This is a genomic window from Streptomyces sp. NPDC058246, assembly GCF_042881985.1.
Classification (GTDB): domain Bacteria; phylum Actinomycetota; class Actinomycetes; order Streptomycetales; family Streptomycetaceae; genus Streptomyces.
In genome coordinates this window covers 21,039-38,057 of the sequence record NZ_JBHVWZ010000046.1, presented here as the reverse complement: position 1 = coordinate 38,057, position 17,019 = coordinate 21,039, and the positions used below count along the sequence as shown (strand labels likewise).

Sequence of the window (17,019 nt, the reverse complement as noted above, 5' to 3'; positions counted from 1 at the left end):
GGGAAATGCCGGGGACCGGGGGAGGTCAGCTGGTCCAGAAGTCCCACCAGCGGGTCAGGATCAGCATGCCGATGATGCCGATGTGCAGCACCGGAAGGACCCAGGTGAACTCGCCGAAGAAGCTCTTCAGCCAGCGCGGGGCGGGCAGGAAGTCGTTGCGGATGTTGGACGAGGTCACGTACCAGAACATCGTGATCGTGGCGACCCAGGCGAGGCTGCACCACAGGCACAGCGAGTTGATGCGGTACAGCGACTGGAACTGCAGCCAGGTGCAGAACGCGACGCCGAAGAGCGTGCCGAAGTTGAAGGTCAGCCAGTACCAGCGCGGGAAGGTGGCCCGGGCGAGCAGGCTCATGCCGACGCAGACGACGATGCCGTAGGCGACGAGACCCAGCATGGGGTTGGGGAACCCGAAGGCGGAGGCCTGGTCGCTCTTCATGATGTTGCCGCAGGACACGACCGGGTTCAGGCTGCACCCGGGCACGAAGTTCGGGTTCTCCAGCAGCTTGAACTTGTCGATCGTGATGACCCACGCGGCAAGGAGACCGGCCGCACCGGTGATCACCAGCAACAGAGCGAGGGCACGGCTGCCGCCGACCGTCCGGGGAGCGGTGACGCGTTCCTGGTCGGCCGAGACGTCCTTGACTGTCGTCTTGCTCATCACGCCGTTTCCGTAGCTTCGAAGGGGCCTGCGGGCACCGACATTGTGCCGCACGCGCGCGCGTGTCCACCGTTCGATGGACATAAGGAGGTACGCACGGTCGTCCCGGAACGTTCGGTTCGGCGGGAGGCTCCTCGGCATGACAGCACACGCGGACCAACTCGCGGTGGACGTACGAGGACTGCGCAAGCGGTACGGGGACGTCCCCGCCGTCGACGACATCGATCTCGGCATCCGGCAGGGCGAGGTGTTCGGCCTGCTCGGGCCGAACGGCGCGGGCAAGAGCACCACGGTGGAGATCCTCCAGGGCAACCGCGACCGGGACGCGGGCGAGGTCTCCGTACTGGGCAGCGACCCGGCGACGGGCACGCGCGCGTGGCGCTCCCGGGTCGGCATCGTCTGGCAGGACGAATCCGCGCCCGCGGAGTTGACGATGCGCGAGACCGTGCGGCATTTCGCCCGCTCCTACCCTCGTCCCCGCGACCCGGAGGACGTCATCGGGCTGGTCGGTCCGGAGGCGAAGGCGGACAGCCGCGTCAAGGCGCTCTCGGGCGGCCGGCGCAGGCGACTGGACGTGGCGCTCGGCGTGATCGGCGGTCCCGAACTGCTCCTCCTGGACGAGCCGACGACCGGCTTCGACCCGGCCGCGCGGCGGCAGTTCTGGGATCTGCCGCGGGCGGAGCTCGCGGACGCGGTGCGGGCGGCGGCTCGTGGGGAGACCGTGCCGGCCCCGTCCGTCGCGGCGCGGCTCGTGGACCGGCTCCGTACGAAGCCGGACCGGCCGCGGCTGTCCGAGCGGGAGTCCGCCGTGCTCCGGCTGGTCGCCGAGGGCTGTACCAACGCCGAGATCGGCCGTCGGCTCTTCATCGGGGAGTCCGCAGTGAAGACCCATCTGCTGCGGGTCTTCGGGAAGCTGGGGGGTGGACGATCGGACGGCGGCGGTGACGTGTGCGATGCGGTTGGGGTTGCTGGAGTGAGGTTGTCGCCCCCGCCGCCCCCACCCGTCGCGTCCGTTCCTGGCGCCCCCACCCGTCGCGTCCGTTCCTGGCGCCCCCGCCCGTCGCATCGTTCCTGCCGCCCGTGCCCGCCCCGGCCGCTCCTGCCGCCCCTACCCGTCCCCGCCGCTCCTGCCGCCCCTACCCGCCCGGCCGTTCCTCGGGGCTGCGCCCCCAGGCCCCAAAAGGTCGCGCGGTTCCCCGAGCCCCCGTGCAGGGCGCGGGGAACCGCGCGACAGGTCCCTGTGCCGTCCTCAGCCGAGCCGTGCCTTCAGCTCCGCCACGATCCCGTCCACGGCCACCGCCGTCTGCTCACCGGACTCCATGTCCTTGAGCTGCACCACGCCCTCGGCGAGATCCCGCTCGCCGGCGACGACGGTGTAGCGCGCACCCGAGCGGTTCGCGTTCTTCATGGCGCCCTTGAGCCCCTTGCCGCCGTAGGAGAAGTCCGCCGCGACCCCGGCCTTGCGCAGAGCGGTGACGACTGCGAAGAGCACCCGCCGCGCCTCCTCCCCGAGCGGCACCGCGAACACGCTGGTGGACGCGGGGAGTTCGAGCGAGACGCCCTCGGCCTCCAGGGCGAGGACCGTACGGTCGACGCCCAGCGCCCAGCCCACCGACGGCAGCGCGGGGCCGCCGATCATCTCGGAGAGCCCGTCGTAGCGCCCGCCGCCGCCCACCGCGGACTGGGAGCCCAGGCCGTCGTGGACGAACTCGAAGGTCGTACGGGTGTAGTAGTCGAGCCCGCGGACCAGCTTCGGGTCGTCCTCGTAGGAGACGCCGGCGGCGGTGATCAGCTCGCGCACCTCCTCGTGGTACGCCTTGCAGGCGTCGCACAGGTAGTCGCGTAGCAGCGGCGCGCCGACCAACTGCTTCTGGACGTCGTCGCGCTTGTCGTCGAGGACCCGGAGCGGGTTGATCTCAGCGCGGCGGAGCGTGTCCTCGTCGAGGTTCAGACCGCGCAGGAAGTCCTGCAGGGCCGCCCGGTAGACGGGACGACACTCCTTGTCGCCCAGCGAGTTCAGCAGGATCCGGAAGTCGCGCAGGCCCAGCGAGCGGTACGCCTGGTCGGCCAGGATGATCAACTCGGCGTCCAGCGCCGGGTCCTCGGCCCCGATCGCCTCGGCGCCGACCTGGGAGAAGTGCCGGTAACGGCCCTTCTGGGGGCGCTCGTAGCGGTAGTACGAGCCCGAATACCAGAGCTTGACGGGGAGGTTGCCGGCCTTGTGCAGGTTGGCCTCGAGGGCCGCGCGGAGCACGGAGGCGGTGCCCTCGGGGCGCAGGGCCAGCTGGTCACCGCCCTTGGTCTCGAAGGCGTACATCTCCTTGGTCACGATGTCGGTGGACTCACCGACACCGCGCGCGAACAGCTCGACGTTCTCGAAGCCGGGCGTCTCGATGTAGCCGTAGCCGGAGTTCCGCAGGGGCGCGGCGATCGCCTCGCGCACGGCGAGGTACTTCGCGCTCTCCGGCGGGATCAGGTCGTACGTGCCCTTGGGGGCCTTGAAGGTGCTCACGAAAGTCTCTCGTCACATTCCTCGTCGGGGAGCGGGCGAAGCACCGCGTTCTTGGCGGCCTGCGGCCGCTTGCCGCAAGTACGGGTTGGTGGCGCGCTCCTGGCCGATGGTGGTCTGGGCGCCGTGGCCGGACAGCACCACGGTCGAGTCCTCGAGCGGCAGGCACACACGGGCCAGCGAGTCGAGGATCTCGGCGTGCGAGCCGCCGGGCAGGTCGGTGCGTCCGATGGAGCCGGCGAACAGCAGATCCCCGGAGAAGAACACGGACGGGATGTCCGCGGTCTCGGGCAGCTGGAAGGTCACCGACCCCTTGGTATGCCCGGGCGCGTGCGCGACGGACAGCTCCAGACCGGCCAGCTCCAGCTTCGTGCCGTCGCTCAGCGTCTTCACGTCGTCGGGCTCCCCCACGGTCAGCTCGCCCATCAGCGGCATGCCGATGGACCGGCCGAGCGCCTTTTCGGGGTCGCTCATCATGTACCGGTCCTCGGGGTGGATCCAGGCCGGTACGTCGTGCGCTCCGCACACCGGGACGACCGAGGCGACATGGTCGATGTGGCCGTGGGTGAGGATGACCGCGACGGGCTTGAGCCGATGCTTCTTGAGTGCGTCCTCGACTCCCTGGGCGGCCTGATGGCCCGGGTCGATGATCACGCACTCCTCACCCGCGGCGGGGGCGACCAGGTAACAGTTGGTCCCCCAGGCCCCGGCGGGGAACCCGGCAATGAGCACGATCGTCCTTCGTTTGTGTCGTACGAGGTCATACGGCGTCGTACGGGGCGGGCGGCTGTGGCTCAGAGCCTACCGGCGCTGCCGATTCCTCAGCGAACCCATATACGGTACGGGGCACACGCAGGCGGTCGGCTCACAAGACGCACGCGTCCCACCCGACGTACGAGACGCACGAGGAGAAAACCCGGTGGTCAGCCAGGAACAGCGGCGGCGTCAGCTCGCCCGGGAGAAGTTCTTGCGACAGCAGCAGCGCCGCACGGCCGCGCGACGCAAGACCAACGCACGCAACGCGGTCATCGCCTCGGTCCTCGGCGTCGTCGTCGTGGGCAGTGTGGTGTCCTACGCGACCGGTGTCTTCAAGAACGACGACAAGAAGGCCAACGCGGCAGCCGAGGTGACCCCGAGCGCCTCGCCGACGAGCAAGGCTCCGGACCCCTGTGAGAAGGCCGCGGCGGGCAAGGTGAAGACGCTCACTTGGAAGAAGGAGCCGGCGCTCACCATCGACAAGTCCGCGGACTACACGATGAAGATGGCGACGACGTGCGGTGACATAGACATCGCGCTGAAGACGGCCGCGGCTCCGCACACCGTGAACTCGTTCGACTTCCTGGCGGGCAAGGGCTTCTTCGACCACACCAAGTGCCACCGGCTCACCACGAACGGCATCTACGTGCTGCAGTGCGGTGACCCGCAGGGCACCGGTATGGGCGGGCCCGGCTACACCATTCCGGACGAGAACCTGAAGGACACGAGCCTCAAGGGCGGGGTGTATCCGGCGGGCACGGTGGCCATGGCCAACCAGTACAACGCGCAGACGAAGAAGGGCCGTCACACCGGAGGAAGCCAGTTCTTCCTCGTCTACCAGGACAGTCAGCTCCCGGCCGACTACACACCGTTCGGCACGATTTCCGAATCGGGGATGAAGGTTCTCAAGAAGATCGCGGCAGCCGGTGAGAGCACCGGGCAGGGCGACGGTGCGCCCAACGCGACGGTCGTGATCAACAAGGCAACGGTGACGAAATCCTGACCGCCAGCTGCGAAATTTCGGTCGCGCGGGATGCGGACAGCCGCCCCGCCGGTCGCCTATGTTGGCCGTGACGAAACTGTGGACGATGCCAGGGGGCAGTGACGCCCCTCGCAGGCATCATGTGGAGGAGGCGCTGTGAGCAGCGACCCGTGGGGCCGCGTCGACGAGACGGGGACCGTGTACGTGCGTACGGCCGACGGCGAGCAGGTCGTCGGTTCCTGGCAGGCCGGCTCTCCTGATGAGGCGCTGGCCTACTTCGAGCGCAAGTACGAAGGCCTGGTTGTCGAGATCGGCCTCCTCGAAAAGCGAGTGAAGACCACCGACCTGTCGGCGAAGGACGCCCAGGCGGCCATCGACCACATCCGCGAGCAGGTGGACGCCCACCACGCGGTCGGTGATCTGGACGCGCTGCGGGTGCGGCTGGACAAGCTCGTCGCGACGGTGGACGCGCGCCGCGAGGAGCGCAAGGCCCAGCGTGCGAAGCAGTCGGACGAGGCGCGGCACTCCAAGGAGGCGCTGGTCGTCGAGGCCGAGGAGCTGGCGCAGTCCGACCAGTGGCGAGCCGCTGGTGAACGGCTGCGCGCCCTGGTGGACACCTGGAAGGGGCTGCCGCGGCTCGACCGCAAGTCGGACGACGAGCTGTGGCACCGCTTCTCGCACGCGCGCTCGGCGTTCTCCAAGCGCCGCAAGGCGCACTTCGCCTCGCTGGACGCGCAGCGCGAGGAGGCCCGCAAGACCAAGGAGAAGCTGGTCGCGGAGGCCGAGTCGCTGTCCGGCTCGGCGGACTGGGGTCCGACGGCGGCGCGCTACCGCGAGCTGATGGCCGACTGGAAGGCCGCGGGCCGCGCCCAGCGCGAGCACGAGGACGACCTGTGGAACCGCTTCCGCGGCGCCCAGGACGTGTTCTTCGCGGCGCGCAGCTCGGTCTTCGCCGAGCGGGACGCCGAGCAGTCGGAGAACCTGAAGCTCAAGGAGGAGCTGGCCGAGGAGGCCGAGAAGCTCGTCCCGGTGACGGACCTGAAGGCGGCCCGCGCCGCCTTCCGCTCCCTGAACGAGCGCTGGGAGGCCATCGGCCATGTGCCGCGCGACGCCCGCCCGAAGGTCGAGGGCCGGATGCACGCGGTGGAGCGGGCCCTCCAGGAGTCCGAGGAGGCCGAGTGGCGCCGGACCAACCCGGAGGCACGCGCGCGTGCCGAGGGTCTGACCGGTCAGCTGCAGGCCGCCGTGGACAAGCTCCAGGGCCAGATCGAGGCCGCTCGCTCCGCGGGCAACACCGCGAAGGCCGACAAGCTCCAGAAGGAGCTCGACGGCCGTCAGGCGCTGCTCGAGCAGGCGCTGAAGGGGCTGCAGGAGTTCGGCGGCTGAGGCTGCCGAGGCCGCCGAGTTTTTCGGCTTCTACGTAGAGGGGCTCCCGTACGAAACGTACGGGAGCCCCTCTACGTAGTGGCCGGTCAACCGGTGTCTGCGGAGTGGCCGGCCGACCACCACCGGTTTCCACCAAGCGGCCGGCCGACCGGTGCCTACGGAGTCGCCGGCCGACCGGTTCCCACCGAGTGGCCGGCCGACCGGCACTCAAGCGCCGCGCGTCTCAGCTCCCGTCGGAGGGCCTGCGCGCCGACGTCACCCGGTACACGTCGTACACGCCCTCCACGCCCCGTACCGCCTTCAGGACGTGCCCCAGGTGCTTCGGGTCGCCCATCTCGAAGGTGAAGCGGGAGGTGGCGACGCGGTCACGGGAGGTCTGGACGGCCGCGGACAGGATGTTGACGTGCTGGTCCGACAGGACGCGCGTGACGTCCGACAGGAGCCGGGAGCGGTCCAGCGCCTCGACCTGGATGGCGACCAGGAAGACCGAGGACTGGGTGGGCGCCCACTCGACCTCGAGGATGCGCTCGGGCTCGCGGGACAGCGAGTCGACGTTGACGCAGTCGCTGCGGTGCACCGAGACGCCGCTGCCGCGGGTGACGAAGCCGATGATCGGGTCGCCCGGTACCGGCGTACAACAGCGGGCCAGCTTGACCCACACGTCCTCGACGCCCTTGACGACGACGCCCGGGTCGGCGTTGGAGCGGCGCTTGCGGCCGCGGCCGCGCGCGGGCGGGACGCTCTCGTCGATCTCCTCGGTGGCCGCCTCCTCGCCGCCGAGCGCCTGCACCAGCTTCTGTACGACGCTCTGCGCGGTGACATGGCCCTCACCGATCGCCGCGTACAGCGACGAGATGTCGGGGTAGCGCATCTCGTGCGCGAGGGTGACGAGGGAGTCGCCGGTGAGGATGCGCTGGATCGGCAGGTTCTGTTTGCGCATCGCGCGGGCGATGGAGTCCTTGCCCTGCTCGATCGCCTCGTCGCGGCGCTCCTTGGAGAACCAGGCGCGGATCTTGTTGCGGGCACGCGGGGACTTCACGAAGCCCAGCCAGTCGCGGGAGGGGCCCGCACCGGCCGCCTTGGAGGTGAAGACCTCCACCAAGTCGCCGTTGTCCAGGGTGGATTCGAGCGGGACGAGGCGTCCGTTGACCCGTGCGCCTATGGTGCGGTGGCCGACCTCCGTGTGCACCGCGTACGCGAAGTCCACCGGGGTCGCACCGGCCGGGAGCGCTATGACGTCGCCCTTGGGAGTGAAGACGAAGACCTCGTTGCGGGACAGGTCGAAGCGCAGGGACTCCAGGAACTCGCTGGGGTCCTCGGTCTCCTTCTGCCAGTCGAGCAACTGGCGCAGCCACGCCATGTCGTTGACGGTGTCCTGGCCCGCGCTGCCCTTGGCCGCCCGGGGCACGTCCGTACGGATCTTGGAGGAACCGGCGACGGTCTCCTGCTTGTACTTCCAGTGCGCGGCGATGCCGTACTCGGCGCGGCGGTGCATGTCGAACGTCCGGATCTGGAGTTCGACGGGCTTGCCGTTGGGCCCGATGACCGTCGTGTGCAGCGACTGGTACATGTTGAACTTGGGCATCGCGATGTAGTCCTTGAACCGGCCGGGGACCGGATTCCATCGCGCGTGCACGGTGCCGAGGGCGGCGTAGCAGTCGCGGACGGTGTCGACGAGGACGCGGATGCCCACCAGGTCGTAGATCTCCGCGAAGTCGCGGCCGCGGACGATCATCTTCTGGTAGACGCTGTAGTAGTGCTTCGGGCGGCCGGTGACGGTCGCCTTGATGCGGGCGGCGCGCAGATCGGACTGGACCTCGTCGGTCACTATGGCGAGGTACTCGTCGCGCTTGGGGGCGCGCTCGGCGACCAGGCGCACGATCTCGTCGTACATCTTGGGGTAGAGGATCGCGAAGGCGAGGTCCTCCAGCTCCCACTTGATGGTGTTCATGCCCAGGCGGTGGGCGAGCGGCGCGTAGATCTCCAGGGTCTCGCGCGCCTTCTTCTCCTGCTTCTCGCGCTTGAGGTAGCGCATGGTGCGCATGTTGTGCAGGCGGTCGGCGAGCTTGATGACCAGGACACGGGGGTCCTTGGCCATGGCGACGACCATCTTGCGGACGGTCTCGGCCTGCGCGGCCTCGCCGAACTTGACCTTGTCGAGCTTGGTGACGCCGTCGACGAGCAGGGCGACCTGGTCGCCGAAGTCGCGCCGCAGGGTGTCCAGGCCGTACTCGGTGTCCTCGACGGTGTCGTGGAGGAGACCGGCCATGAGCGTGGCCGGGTCCATGCCCAGCTCGGCGAGGATCGTCGTCACGGCGAGCGGGTGCGTGATGTACGGGTCGCCGCTCTTGCGCTTCTGGCCGCGATGCCAGCGCTCGGCGACCTGGTAGGCCTTTTCGATCTGCCGGAGCGTCGCCGTCTCGATCTTCGGGTCGTTGCTGCGCACTATCCGCAGCAGCGGCTCCAGGACCGGGTTGTACGGGTTGGAGCGCTGCACACCGAGCCGGGCCAGGCGGGCGCGTACGCGGTTGGAGGAGCCGCCGGTGCGGGCGGGCGGACCCGCCGCCGGACGGACCGCCGGGGTTTTCGCTGGGCGCTCGGGAGGAACGGGCTTGGGCCGTGACTGCGCGGCCGCCTTCTCGTCCGGCGCGGACTGGGCGTGCTCGACCGGCCCGCTCGCGGCGTTCTTGGCGGGCTTCTCCGCGGGGGCCGAGGCGGGCTCGGGCTTGGCGGCGGTGAGTGGCTGGGCCTCGTCTGGCAAGAGGGCTCCTCGTGCGCGTTCCGGGTCCCCCGGTCAGGCTCCGGAGATCCCATGGTAGCGATCCTGAGTGCCGGACTCGCTGTCGGCCGCTGGGACGGCCTGGTACAGGAGGAACGCGAAAGGCGGGCGCCGGATTCCTCCGGGCCCGCCTTCGCGGTGTCCTACGGGTGTCTCAGGGCTTTCCCGGGCCTTGCCCGGGGCTTTCCCCGGGGTGCCGTGCCCCAGGCCCTCAGACCTTCAGGAGCGCCTCCAGCGGAGCGCCCGCGAGCGCCGGCTCCAGACGGGCGCGACCGCCCAGGAACCCGAGCTCCATCAGCACGGCGACACCCGCGACCTCAGCGCCCGCCCGGCGGATGAGCTGGAGCGAGGCCTCGGCGGTGCCCCCGGTGGCGAGGACGTCGTCGACGACCAGCACACGGTCGTCCGCGCTCAGGTCCTCGGCGTGCACCTCGATCTCGGCGGAGCCGTACTCCAGCTCGTACGCCTGCGACAGGGTCGCTCCGGGGAGCTTGCCCGCCTTGCGTACGGGGATGAAGCCGAGGCCGGCGCGGACGGCGACCGGGGCGCCGAGGATGAATCCGCGGGCCTCCAGGCCGACGATCTTCGTCGCTTCGTTGCGCACCGCGATGTCCGCCAGCGCGTCCGTGAGCGCCGTGAACGCCCCCGGGTCCGCCAGGAGCGGGGTGATGTCCTTGAACATCACGCCCGGCTCCGGGTAGTCGGCCACATCGCGGATACGGCTGAGCAGCAGCTCCTCGATGGCGGTCATCGGCGCTTCCCCGAGGGGCGCCCACGGCCCCGGCTGCGGGACGCGGGCTGGTTGCGCGGGCCGACGACCGCGGGGGCGGCGTCGTCCGGCTCGTCGTCGTCGTACGCCTCGGTGACCGGGGGCTCCAGCGACTCGCCCGTGGCGGCCGCCTGGGCCCGCTTGGCGAGGACGCGCTTGCGCAGGGCCTTCATCTGCGGCTCGCGCTCCTTGAGGTCGGCGACGAGCGGCGTGGCGATGAAGATCGAGGAGTACGCACCGGCCGCGAGGCCGACGAACAGCGACAGCGAGATGTCGTTGAGCATGCCCGCGCCGAGGACGCCGCCGCCGATGAACAGCAGGCCCCCGACCGGCAGCAGCGCGACCACCGTGGTGTTGATCGATCGGACCAGGGTGCCGTTGATCGAGCGGTCGGCGACGTCGCTGTAGGTCCAGCGGGTCTGCTTGGTGATGTCCTTGGTCTGCTCCTTGAGGCTGTCGAAGACGACGACCGTGTCGTAGAGCGAGTAACCGAGGATCGTGAGCAGACCGATCACGGTGCCGGGGGTGACCTCGAAGCCGACCAGGGCGTAGATGCCGACCGTGATGGTGATGTCGTGGATCAGGGCGACGAGTGCGGCCAGGGCCATGCGCCACTCGAAGGCGATCGCCAGGTAGATCACCACGAGGACCATGAAGATCGCCAGGCCTTCCCAGGCCTTGTTGGCGATCTGGTCACCCCAGCTGGGGCCGACCAGGTCGGCGTTGATCTTCTCCGCGTCGACGCTCAGATCCTTGGCGAGCTGCTCTTTGATCTGGTCCGACTTGTCGGTGTCGATGCCCGCGATCTGGATGCGCAGGCCGCCGTTGCCGAGCTTCTGGACGATCGCGTCATGGCCGGACGCAACCTGCGCGTCCTTCTCCGCCTGAGTGACCGAGACGCTGGTCTTCTCGGTGGTGAAGACGGCGCCGCCCTGGAACTCGATGCCCATGTTCAGGCCGCGCACCGTCAGGCCGAGGATGGCCGTGATGGTGATCAGGATCGAGATGCCGTACCAGATCTTGCGCTTGCCGACGAAGTCGTAGCCGATCTCACCGCGGTGGAGCCGGGCGCCGAGGGTGCCGAGCTTCGACATCTCACGCCTCCTTCGTGTCGACGGGGGCGGAGGGGCGACGGGTGCGGCGCAGCGGTGGCTTGGCGCCCAGTCGCTTCGGGTCGAGGCCGGACCAGCTGTGGCCGCTCGCGAAGAACTTCTTGCGGGCGAGGATCGTCATCAGCGGCTTGGTGAAGAAGAAGACGACGACCACGTCGAGCACCGTGGTCAGACCGAGCGTGAACGCGAAGCCCTGGACCTTGCCGACGGTGACGATGAAGAGCACCGCGGCGGCGAGGAACGACACGAAGTCGGAGACCAGGATGGTGCGCCGGGCCCGCGGCCAGGCACGCTCGACGGCGGGCCGCAGAGAGCGGCCCTCGCGGATCTCGTCCCGGATGCGTTCGAAGAACACGATGAACGAGTCCGCTGTGATACCGATCGCGACGATCGCGCCACAGACGGCCGGCAGGTTCAGCGCGAAGCCGATGGTGGGGCCGAGCAAGGCCATGATCACGTACGTGAGGATGGCGGAGACCATCAGCGAGGCGATGGCGATGAGCGACAGGCCCCGGTAGTAGACCACCAGGTAGATGACGACCAGGCCGAGGCCGATCGCGCCCGCGATCAGACCGGCGTGCAGCTGCTCACCACCGAGGGCGGCGGTCACCGTGGTGACACTCGACTCCTTGAAGGTGAGCGGCAGGGCGCCGTACTTCAGCATGTTGGCCAGGTCCTGGGCCTCGGTCTGGCTGAAGCTGCCGGAGATCTCCGCGTTGCCGCCGGTCAGCGCCTGGTTGACGAACGGGTCGGAGACGACCTCTCCGTCGAGGACGATGGCGAACTGGTTCTGCGGCGACTGGTTCTTCGCGAGCTTGCCGGTGATGGTGGCGAACTTCTTGGAGCCACTGGACGTGAAGTCCATGGTGACCTTCCAGCCCGCGGCGCTCTGCGTGTCGTAGACGGCCGCAGCCCTCTTGATGTCCGTGCCGGACACCTCGGCCGGGCCCAGGACGTACTTCTGCCACTGGCCGGAGGAGTTCTGGCCGCAGGCCACCGTGGGGTCGGTGGGCTTGGCGCCGTCGCCGGCCTTGGCGCGGGCGGCCTTGTCGGTGCAGTCGAGCGCGGTGTACTCGGCCTCGAGCTTGGCGGTCGCGGGGTCCACGCTGCTGCTGGCGGACGGCGAGGCGCTGGAGGAGGGCGTGGAGCTCGCGGAGCTGCTCGCCGACGGCGTGGAGTCGGCCTTCAGTGCGTCGGTGACCGCGCGGCCCTGGGAGGTGGCGGTGGCCGACGGGGAGGAGGAGCTCGACGGGGAGGAGGACGAGCCCGTCTTGTCCGTGGCCTTGCTGGAGGAGCTGCTGGAGGCGCTCGGCGAGGGGCTGGCCGACTTGTCGGCCCCGGAGAGCTCGGTGGTCAGGACCGGACGGAAGTAGAGCTTGGCGGTGGTGCCGACCTGCTCCCGGGCCTGCTTGGAGTTCGTGCCCTTGGGGATGTTGACAATGATGTTGTCGGATCCCTGGGTCTGCACCTCGGCCTCGGAGACGCCGAGACCATTGACACGGCGGTTCATGATGTCGACCGCGGTGTTCATGTTGGTCTTGTTGATCGCGTTGGGCTGGCCCGGCTCGTTCTTCGCCGTGAGCGTGATGCTCGTGCCGCCGGCGAGGTCGATGCCGAGACGCGGGGTGGGGTGCCCGGAGACGAACATTCCCCCGGTGAGCGCCGCGATGGCGATCAGGATGAGGGCCAGTGAGCGCCCCGGCCTGCTCTGGGCGCTCGCGCTCCGGCCCTTCTTCGGTGCTGCCACCTTCTCGTACTCCCTCTCGGGCCGCCCTGCGCCGGGTCAGCGGGCGGGCGGCCATGACATGGTGTCGGGATTCCGTGCGAGAACAGCACGCCCCGGGACGCACGGGGCGCGAGCGGGTCGCGCCGTGCTCCCGGGTCGTGACTACTTCGCCTCGGACTCGCCGTCGGTCTTCTTCGGCTCTGCTTCGTCGACCTCGTCGGCCTTCGCCTCGGCGGGCGCGTCGGACGGCTCGTCCGCCACGTCCTTCTTGCCGAGGTCGATGGGCTTGTCGTCGGAGGCGTCGGAAGAAGCGTCGGCGGCGGGCTCGTCGGTCTCGGTGAGGGAGGAGGCGTCGTCCGGCACGACGGTGCCGTCGGCCTTCAGGTCGTGCTCGATGCCATGGACGATGCGGTTGTACTCGTCGTCGGTCAGGACGGCACCGATCGAGTTCTTCGCGAAGAGCAGGTCTACGCCCGGGGCAGCGTCAAGGAGGACCGTGTCCTCATTGACCTCCTTCACCGTCGCGTACATGCCCCCGATCGTGCGTACGCCGGCGCCGGGCTGCATTTCGTTACGCATCTGCGCGGCCTGCGTCTGCTTGCGCTTGGCCGAGCGGGTCATCAGGAACATGGCCCCGATGAGCACGATGAACGGGAGGAGGGTCACGAGACTCACGGGTCGGAACTTCCTTCTTCGACCGCGATGCTGAGCGGCCTGCTGGATGGGGGTGTGTGCGCCACCCACAAGGGCGGCATCGGCGGAGTCTAAGCGAGTCCGCGCTGAAGGAACAACGCTCAGCATGGCACCGGGGTTCCTGCTGCGCACCTACCCTCCCCCACTCTCCTCTCCGCTCGGACGGGCGGAAGCCCGTCGTCACGCCCCGAACAGGTCCTGTTGTCCGTTTCCACCGGTTGACTGGTGGGGCGGGGTGAGGCCGAGATGTGCCCATGCCGCAGGTGTCGCCACCCGGCCACGGGGCGTACGGGCGAGCAGACCTTCTCGTACGAGGAAGGGCTCGGCGACTTCTTCCACGGTCTCACGCTCCTCGCCCACCGCGACCGCGAGCGTGGACAGGCCGACCGGGCCGCCGCCGAAGAGCTTGAGCAGGGCTTCGAGGACCCCGCGGTCGAGGCGGTCGAGGCCGCGGGCGTCGACCTCGTAGACCTTCAGGGCGGCCGCCGCGATCTCGCGGGTGATGATGCCGTCGGCCTTGACCTGCGCGTAGTCGCGCACGCGGCGCAGCAGGCGGTTGGCGATACGGGGCGTGCCGCGGGAGCGGCCGGCGATCTCGGCGGCGCCCTCGGAGCCGATCTCGACGTCGAGCAGATGGGCGGAGCGGTGGATGACGCGCTCCAGCTCGGCGGGTTCGTAGAACTCCATGTGCGCGGTGAAGCCGAAGCGGTCGCGCAGCGGGGGCGGCAGCAGGCCCGCGCGCGTGGTCGCACCGACCAGGGTGAACGGGGGCAGTTCCAGCGGGATGGCGGTGGCGCCGGGACCCTTGCCGACGATGACGTCGACGCGGAAGTCCTCCATCGCCATGTAGAGCATCTCCTCGGCGGGCCGGGACATGCGGTGGATCTCGTCGAGGAAGAGCACCTCTCCCTCCTGGAGGGAGGAGAGGATCGCGGCGAGGTCTCCGGCGTGCTGGATGGCGGGGCCGCTGGTGATGCGGATCGGGGCGCCCATCTCGGCGGCGATGATCATCGAGAGGGTGGTCTTGCCGAGGCCGGGGGCACCGGAGAGCAGCACATGGTCGGCGGTCGCGCCACGGGCGCGAGCGGCACGCAGGACCAGGTCGAGCTGCTCGCGGACCTTCTCCTGGCCGATGAACTCGTCCAGGTCCTTGGGACGCAGGGCGGCCTCGACGGCCTGGTCCTCGCGGTCGGCGACAGAGCCCACCAGCCGCTCCGGCGCGGGGCCGACGAGCCGCTCGGCGGCGCTCTCGTCGGTCGTGTCGTCCCAGTTCACTGAAGTTCACCTCGCAGGGGCATGCCGGGGACGTCGTCCTGCCGGGGGTCCGGGGGTTGTCCCCCGGGAAGATGCAGCATTACGTGGGCCTCGCGGTGGGGTGGTCGGGCGGCCGGCGGTTCAGCGGGCTCGGTTCAGGGTCTGCAGAGCGGCCTTGAGGAGCTGGCCGACCGGGGGCGTGCCCTCGGCGGCCTCGGCCTGCGGGGCGACCGCGGAGACCGCTTCGTCGGCCTCGCGTGTCGCGTATCCGAGGCCGATGAGCGCGGCGTGCAGCTGGTCGCGCCAGCCGGTGCTGACCGCCGTGCCGATGGCCGGGCCTGTGGTGCCGAGGGGTTCGCCGAGGCGGTCCCTGAGCTCCAGGAGGAGCTTCTGAGCGCCCTTCTTGCCGATACCGGGGACGGCGGTCAGCGTCTTTTCGTCGCCCGTCGACACCGCGCGGCGCAGGGCGTCGGGCGTGTGCACGGCGAGCATCGCCTGCGCGAGGCGCGGGCCGACACCGCTCGCGGTCTGGAGCAGCTCGAACGTCTGCCGCTCGTCGTCGTCCGCGAAGCCGTACAGGGTCAGCGAGTCCTCGCGGACGACGAGGGAGGTGGCGAGCTTGGTCTGCTGTCCCATGCGGAGCCCGGAGAGCGTGTTGGGCGTGCACTGGACGGCGAGGCCGATGCCGCCGACCTCGACCACCGCGGAGTCGGGGGCGAGGGCGGCGACCGGGCCGCTGACGAAGGCGATCATGCGGTACGGCCTTTCGAAACGTGGGGCGATGCGGGTTTCGACGCGTGGGGGGCGGCGGCCTGCTGGACTTGGTTCTGCGCGGCGGCCTGCGGGAGCCGGTTCTGCGCGGCGGCCTGCTGGAGCCGGTTCTGCGCGACGGCCTGCTGGAGCCGGTTCTGGGCGACGGCCTGCTGGAGCCGGTTCTGGGCGGGGGCGCGCCAGATGTGGCAGATGGCGAGGGCGAGGGCGTCCGCCGCGTCGGCGGGCCTGGGGGGCGCGTCCAGCCGAAGCAGCCGGGTGACCATCGCGCCCACCTGCGCCTTGTCCGCGCGTCCGCTGCCGGTGACGGCGGCCTTGACCTCGCTCGGGGTGTGCAGGGCGACGGGGATGCCACGCCGGGCCGCGCAGAGCATGGCCACGGCGCTGGCCTGGGCGGTGCCCATCACCGTACGGACGTTGTGCTGGCTGAACACCCGCTCCACGGCGACGAATTCGGGCTCGTGTTCGTCGAGCCATTGCTCGATGCCCTGCTCGATGGCGACGAGGCGCAGGCCCAACTCGGCGTCCGCGGGGGTGCGTACGACGCCGACGCCGCGCATGGTCAGGGGCCGGCCCGCGACTCCTTCGACCACACCGACACCGCACCGGGTCAACCCGGGGTCAACGCCCAGTACCCGCACCCCTGTCCCCCCCTTTGCGGCTGAGCCGCCGCCGCCCTCGCGGAGGTGGCTGGTCGCCGTCGTGATTCCTCGGTCGATGGTCGCGGTCCGTGGACGGCGATCATCATCTGTCGTCGCCAGGCTAGCCGCTGCCACCGACAACGACGGCGGGCCGGTGGGATGTGTCCCCACCGGCCCGGCGAAATCTCCGCACAAGCGGCAGCGCTACGCGTCGACCTTCGCCATGACGTCGTCGCTCACGTCGAAGTTGGCGAAGACGTTCTGCACGTCGTCGCTGTCCTCGAGGGCGTCGATCAGCTTGAAGATCTTCCGGGCGCCCTCCTCGTCCAGCTCGACCTGCATGGTCGGGACGAAGTTGGCGTCGGCGGAGTCGTAGTCGATGCCGGCGTCCTGGAGCGCGGTGCGCACCGCGACCAGGTCGGTGGCCTCGGAGATGACCTCGAAGGACTCACCGAGGTCGTTGACCTCTTCCGCGCCCGCGTCGAGCACGGCACCCAGGACGTCGTCCTCGGACAGCTCGCCCTTGGGGACGATCACGACGCCCTTGCGGTTGAAGAGGTACGAGACGGAGCCCGGGTCGGCCATGTTGCCGCCGTTGCGCGTCATGGCGACGCGGACGTCCGAGGCGGCGCGGTTGCGGTTGTCGGTCAGACACTCGATGAGTACCGCGACGCCGTTGGGGCCGTAACCCTCGTACATGATCGTCTCGTAGTCGGCGCCACCGGCCTCGAGACCGGCGCCACGCTTGACCGCGGAGTCGATGTTCTTGTTCGGGACCGAGCTCTTCTTGGCCTTCTGGATGGCGTCGAACAGCGTGGGGTTGCCGGCCGGGTCGGCGCCACCCGTGCGGGCCGCGACCTCGATGTTCTTGATCATCTTCGCGAAGAGCTTGCCGCGCTTGGCGTCGATCACGGCCTTCTTGTGCTTCGTCGTGGCCCATTTAGAGTGGCCGGACATCTGCCTGTCTCCTTCGCGTAACC

At 69.8% G+C, this 17,019-nt stretch carries 14 protein-coding genes and 1 pseudogene; 3 read left to right on the top strand and 12 right to left on the bottom strand.

What is annotated here, in order from left to right; all coding sequences use genetic code 11:
* Window positions 1-25: 25 nt before the first annotated feature.
* Window positions 26-661 (bottom strand): vitamin K epoxide reductase family protein, encoded by a 636-nt coding sequence (locus tag ACFVXA_RS38385; RefSeq protein WP_383746233.1) that lies wholly within the window; start codon window positions 659-661, stop codon window positions 26-28.
* Between the two features lie 139 nt (window positions 662-800).
* On the opposite strand from ACFVXA_RS38385, the pseudogene ACFVXA_RS38380 reads away from it, so the two are divergent.
* Window positions 801-1,638: pseudogene (locus tag ACFVXA_RS38380) on the top strand (ATP-binding cassette domain-containing protein).
* A gap of 272 nt (window positions 1,639-1,910) precedes the next feature.
* On the opposite strand, the gene hisS reads toward ACFVXA_RS38380, so the two are convergent.
* Both hisS and ACFVXA_RS38370 read right to left on the bottom strand, forming a co-directional pair.
* Window positions 1,911-3,173 carry a histidine--tRNA ligase gene (hisS, locus tag ACFVXA_RS38375; protein WP_362021037.1) on the bottom strand — a complete coding sequence of 421 codons (1,263 nt, stop codon included), beginning with the start codon at window positions 3,171-3,173 and terminating at the stop codon, window positions 1,911-1,913.
* A 12-nt stretch (window positions 3,174-3,185) separates the two neighbouring features.
* The gene (locus ACFVXA_RS38370; protein WP_362021034.1) at window positions 3,186-3,902 is read right to left on the bottom strand and encodes an MBL fold metallo-hydrolase; all 717 of its coding nucleotides are present in this window, start codon (window positions 3,900-3,902) and stop codon (window positions 3,186-3,188) included.
* Between the two features lie 187 nt (window positions 3,903-4,089).
* Here ACFVXA_RS38370 and ACFVXA_RS38365 point away from each other — a divergent pair, with 187 nt between their 5' ends.
* Both ACFVXA_RS38365 and ACFVXA_RS38360 read left to right on the top strand, forming a co-directional pair.
* Complete coding sequence (locus ACFVXA_RS38365; protein WP_362021031.1) at window positions 4,090-4,929, top strand: peptidylprolyl isomerase; 840 nt, start codon at window positions 4,090-4,092, stop codon at window positions 4,927-4,929.
* A 135-nt stretch (window positions 4,930-5,064) separates the two neighbouring features.
* Window positions 5,065-6,294, top strand: a complete 1,230-nt coding sequence (locus ACFVXA_RS38360; protein ID WP_383912119.1) for a DUF349 domain-containing protein — start codon at window positions 5,065-5,067, stop codon at window positions 6,292-6,294.
* A gap of 223 nt (window positions 6,295-6,517) precedes the next feature.
* Here the strand turns inward: ACFVXA_RS38360 and ACFVXA_RS38355 are convergent, their stop codons facing one another.
* From ACFVXA_RS38355 to ACFVXA_RS38315, 9 genes are all read right to left on the bottom strand, one after another.
* The gene (locus tag ACFVXA_RS38355) at window positions 6,518-9,055 is read right to left on the bottom strand and encodes a RelA/SpoT family protein (RefSeq protein WP_383746228.1); all 2,538 of its coding nucleotides are present in this window, start codon (window positions 9,053-9,055) and stop codon (window positions 6,518-6,520) included.
* 229 nt (window positions 9,056-9,284) lie between these two features.
* Complete coding sequence (locus tag ACFVXA_RS38350) at window positions 9,285-9,824, bottom strand: adenine phosphoribosyltransferase (RefSeq protein ID WP_384396471.1); 540 nt, start codon at window positions 9,822-9,824, stop codon at window positions 9,285-9,287.
* The gene (gene secF, locus ACFVXA_RS38345) at window positions 9,821-10,936 is read right to left on the bottom strand and encodes a protein translocase subunit SecF (RefSeq protein ID WP_362021021.1); all 1,116 of its coding nucleotides are present in this window, start codon (window positions 10,934-10,936) and stop codon (window positions 9,821-9,823) included. The genes ACFVXA_RS38350 and secF overlap by 4 nt, the downstream gene beginning before the upstream one ends.
* A 1-nt stretch (window position 10,937) precedes the next feature.
* Complete coding sequence (gene secD, locus ACFVXA_RS38340) at window positions 10,938-12,701, bottom strand: protein translocase subunit SecD (protein ID WP_390028564.1); 1,764 nt, start codon at window positions 12,699-12,701, stop codon at window positions 10,938-10,940.
* A gap of 141 nt (window positions 12,702-12,842) precedes the next feature.
* Entirely contained in the window at window positions 12,843-13,355 is a 513-nt protein-coding gene (yajC, locus tag ACFVXA_RS38335) for a preprotein translocase subunit YajC (protein WP_362021015.1), read from the bottom strand.
* A gap of 198 nt (window positions 13,356-13,553) precedes the next feature.
* On the bottom strand, window positions 13,554-14,648 hold the full coding sequence (gene ruvB, locus ACFVXA_RS38330; protein WP_390028563.1) for a Holliday junction branch migration DNA helicase RuvB: 1,095 nt from the start codon (window positions 14,646-14,648) through the stop codon (window positions 13,554-13,556).
* A gap of 120 nt (window positions 14,649-14,768) precedes the next feature.
* Window positions 14,769-15,380: a Holliday junction branch migration protein RuvA gene (ruvA, locus tag ACFVXA_RS38325; protein WP_362021009.1), complete on the bottom strand. Its 612-nt coding sequence runs from the start codon at window positions 15,378-15,380 to the stop codon at window positions 14,769-14,771.
* Window positions 15,377-16,039: a crossover junction endodeoxyribonuclease RuvC gene (gene ruvC, locus ACFVXA_RS38320; protein ID WP_390028562.1), complete on the bottom strand. Its 663-nt coding sequence runs from the start codon at window positions 16,037-16,039 to the stop codon at window positions 15,377-15,379. The genes ruvA and ruvC overlap by 4 nt, the downstream gene beginning before the upstream one ends.
* Window positions 16,040-16,243: 204 nt before the next feature.
* On the bottom strand, window positions 16,244-16,996 hold the full coding sequence (locus ACFVXA_RS38315; protein WP_362021005.1) for a YebC/PmpR family DNA-binding transcriptional regulator: 753 nt from the start codon (window positions 16,994-16,996) through the stop codon (window positions 16,244-16,246).
* Between the last annotated feature and the right edge of the window lie 23 nt (window positions 16,997-17,019).